Below are 3,168 nucleotides of genomic sequence, written 5' to 3'. Positions count from 1 at the left end.
CTTCGCGAGCGCTGCCTTTTCAATGACCTCAGCGACTTGCTTCGCATGGACGACGAGCGAGGCATGGCTGCCGGCGACTTCCGTCGTCTGGGCCTTGATCCTGGCCGCGAACGATTTCTGGGCCTCGGGCGCGAGCACCTTGTCCTTGGTGCTGATGACGTAGAACGTCGGCTTGTCGTGCCAGGCTGCAATGTCGACCGGGGCCTCGAACGCGACGTGGTTCAACGGTAGCTGCGAGTTGGCCAGGTGCACGGCGATTTCCGGAGGAAGGTCAGCCGCGACGGCCGACGGAAACACCTTGGGGTCGATGTACAGATTGCCCTTCGCGTCGGGATGGATCGCACTGCCGCCTTCGGTCGGCGGGCCGGCCTTGGCGAGCGATGCCAGGGATTCACCGACCTCGGGTGCGAAGGCGGAGACATAGACCAGCGCCGAGACCTTGGGATCATCGCCGGCTTGCGTGATCACCACGCCGCCCCATGAATGGCCGACAAGAACGGTCTTGCCGTCCTGCTTCGCGAGCGCCTGCTTGGTGGCATCGACGTCGGCGGCGAGTGAGGTGAGCGGATTTTCCACGAGCGTGACGCGGTAGCCTTTCTTCGTGAGAATATCGGCAACGGGCTGCCAGCTCGTCTGGTCCACGAACGCGCCGTGCACGAGCACGATGTTGTGGGCTGCGCCCTTGGGCAGTTCGGCGGAATAAGCGGAGCCGACCAATGTCGTTCCGGCCAGGAGCACGGTGGCGGCTGAGAGGAGGATATTTCGCATTGAAGGTTCCTGTTGGAATGTCGGACGAAATGAGGTCCGGGGGGAATGGACAGGCGTTTCCAGGTCGCGGTTCTTCCGTCCGCCGTTGGCGAAATGGTTGCCGCACGTGATGTCGGCCCGCTGCGGGATGACCTAGTCCGTGGACTTTTCGGACGATAGGGATCAATCGTCCGGATGTTGTGTCCAATCGTCCATCGGATTAGCTTCGGCGGCATGGATATCCTCGCCCAAGTGCTCGATCGCGTTCGTCTCGGTGGGACGTTGCTCTTCCACTTCGAGCTCGGCCATCCCTGGAATCTGGAACTGCCGGCGCGCCCCTATGCCCTGTTTCACTACCTCAGCCGGGGCTCGGCGACCCTCGCGCTCGAACATGGACAGGAAATCCAGATGACCGAGGGCGATTTCGTCGTCATCACGCGCGGCGAGCCCCACGTGTTTTATTCGGATCGCCGGGCCAAGCCTTTGCAGATTGTGGACCTCGATCGATCGTCGGCACGTCTTGGTGTCGTTCGTCACGGCGGCCGTGCAAAGCCGCTCTCGACCATGATCTGCGGCAATTTCACCGTGTCACGGCCCTCGTTCGGCAGCGTGCTCGAGCTACTTCCGCCCGTGCTCCTGCTGAAGCCGACGGCGGACGGTGGCTGGCTCGAAGCCATCCTGCGCCGCATGGTCAGCGAGTCCGCGCTCGAGCGTCCCGGGCAACGCGTCGCGCTTTCACGACTGACGGAAGTGCTCTTTGTCGAGGCGCTCCGAAGCTGGATCGCGTCTCTCAGTCCCGGACAAGGCGGCTGGCTCGGGGCCATATCGGACCCGCATATCGGACCAGCGCTCAAGCTGATCCACGAAAACCCGGAGCGGTCCTGGGCCCTGAGCGATCTCGGTCAGCGAGTGGGGCTCGGCCGCTCGGTATTTTCAGCGCGCKTCACCAGGCTCGTGGGTCAGTCCATGCATCGTTACGTGATCGAACGCCGGATGGCGGAAGCGGCGTTCCTGCTTGAAACCAGCGACGAGCCCATCGCCCGGATTGCGAGCCGGGTCGGTTACGAGACAGCGGCGGCGTTTTCAAAACTGTTCCACCGACATCACGGCCTGTCGCCCGGTCGCTACCGGGCCGCTCAGCGTCTTGATGGAGGCCACGCGCAACCGAACGGTTCGGAAGTGAAAGCATCCGATTGACTCGACCTTGCGCGCCGTCACCTCCACCGACGGCGTGACCGCCGACTTCTACCAGTTCGACATGACGTTCCTGGGCGAGACCGCCACGCGCATCATCAACGAGGTGATCCTTCCGATGCCGCGCTCGAAGTGATCAGAACCATTCGGCCGGATCCGATCCAAGGGGGCGCGCTGGCGTCTCCCAACGCATCGACCAGGGCACCGCTTTCAGCATGTGTCCTTGCCGGCCTTTCGACCCTCACGGGGCCATTTCACGGCGCAGCTTCGAAATTGCTGCTGATGCTCATGCAGGATGCGAAGAAGATCGGGTCGCAACAGGCGTTGAGCCAATGGCTATCACGAGGTCAACCGCTTCCGACATTTGGCCAGCCGCTCTATCCCGAAGGCGATCCGCGCGCGGCGTCCCTTTGGCGCAATTCCGACCGAGCGACATGTTCGCGGAGATCTGCTCAGTCGCCGAGGCGATGACCGGAGAACTGCCCAACATCGATTTTGCACTTGCCGCGCTTGCGGACGCTTATGCTCTCCCGGCTGACTCGCCTTTCATCATTTTTGCACTTGGCCGCGTCGTCGGTTGGATCGCGCATAGTCTTGAGCAGATTGAGACAGGACGATTGATCCGCCCCAGAGCGCAGTATATCGGACCGAAGCTAAAGAAGTAGCGCAAGCTACGGCTTGATCGCAGCCGATGTGTCCTCTGGCGATAGTGCTCGTCTCACCAGATGAACGGAATCAGGCGCCGGCGCACACGGCGCGCGTAGTCGTCATAGCCCTCGAGGCCCGCGCGCAGCGTCTGCTCCTCGACGCCGATCCGGATGCCAAACAGGAGGGCGAGGATGGGGACCGTCGCAAGTCCCCACCACGAGCCGAGCACGAGCGATGTCCCGGCGATGTAGAAGAGCGTGCCGAAATACATGGGATGGCGGACGATGGCATAKGGGCCTGTTGTGATGACCRCCTGCCCGCGGTCCCTTTGCAGTTTCACGACCGGCGCCGCGAAGCTGTTCGTGCGCATGGTCCAGTAGATGAACAACATCGCCGCCAGGAGGAGCCCGCAGCCAGCCCACTGCACGGAAGATGGCATTGCCGACCAGCGCCAGCGCGCCGCATCTGCCGCCATGAAGCCCATTCCTCCAAATATGAGGAGCAGGATTGGGATGAGAATCAGCTTGTCCGCGAGCGGCTGATCTTTCTGTACGGGCGGCTTGAGGCGCTCTCTGAGCA

The 3,168-nt window shown here is 62.7% G+C and carries 5 protein-coding genes and 1 pseudogene; 4 read left to right on the top strand and 2 right to left on the bottom strand.

The features are described from left to right. On the bottom strand, positions 1-768 hold a 768-nt coding region (locus tag AC1D00_RS33470; RefSeq protein ID WP_477013609.1), incomplete at its 3' end, for an alpha/beta fold hydrolase. Between the two features lie 213 nt (positions 769-981). Here AC1D00_RS33470 and AC1D00_RS33465 point away from each other — a divergent pair. The 4 genes and pseudogenes from AC1D00_RS33465 to AC1D00_RS33450 all read left to right on the top strand — a co-directional run bounded on the left by AC1D00_RS33465 (position 982) and on the right by AC1D00_RS33450 (position 2,606). Next, entirely contained in the window at positions 982-1,944 is a 963-nt protein-coding gene (locus tag AC1D00_RS33465; RefSeq protein ID WP_477013608.1) for a cupin domain-containing protein, read from the top strand. A gap of 7 nt (positions 1,945-1,951) precedes the next feature. Continuing rightward, positions 1,952-2,050: pseudogene (locus tag AC1D00_RS33460) on the top strand (GMP synthase (glutamine-hydrolyzing)); the annotation flags it as partial. A 23-nt stretch (positions 2,051-2,073) separates the two neighbouring features. After that, positions 2,074-2,412, top strand: coding sequence for a citrate/2-methylcitrate synthase (locus AC1D00_RS33455; protein WP_477013607.1), 339 nt, complete (start codon positions 2,074-2,076; stop codon positions 2,410-2,412). Further along, positions 2,376-2,606 carry a citrate/2-methylcitrate synthase gene (locus tag AC1D00_RS33450; protein ID WP_477013606.1) on the top strand — a complete coding sequence of 77 codons (231 nt, stop codon included), beginning with the start codon at positions 2,376-2,378 and terminating at the stop codon, positions 2,604-2,606. Before AC1D00_RS33455 ends, AC1D00_RS33450 begins: the two co-directional genes overlap by 37 nt. 53 nt (positions 2,607-2,659) lie before the next feature. Here the strand turns inward: AC1D00_RS33450 and AC1D00_RS33445 are convergent. Beyond that, a partial coding sequence (locus AC1D00_RS33445; RefSeq protein ID WP_477013605.1) for a methyltransferase family protein occupies positions 2,660-3,168 on the bottom strand: 509 nt, incomplete at its 5' end.

It is taken from the genome of Bradyrhizobium sp. P2_E8 (genome assembly GCF_056403875.1).
Note: the sequence above shows the minus strand (reverse complement) of the source record. Positions and strands in the feature narration are given on the sequence as shown.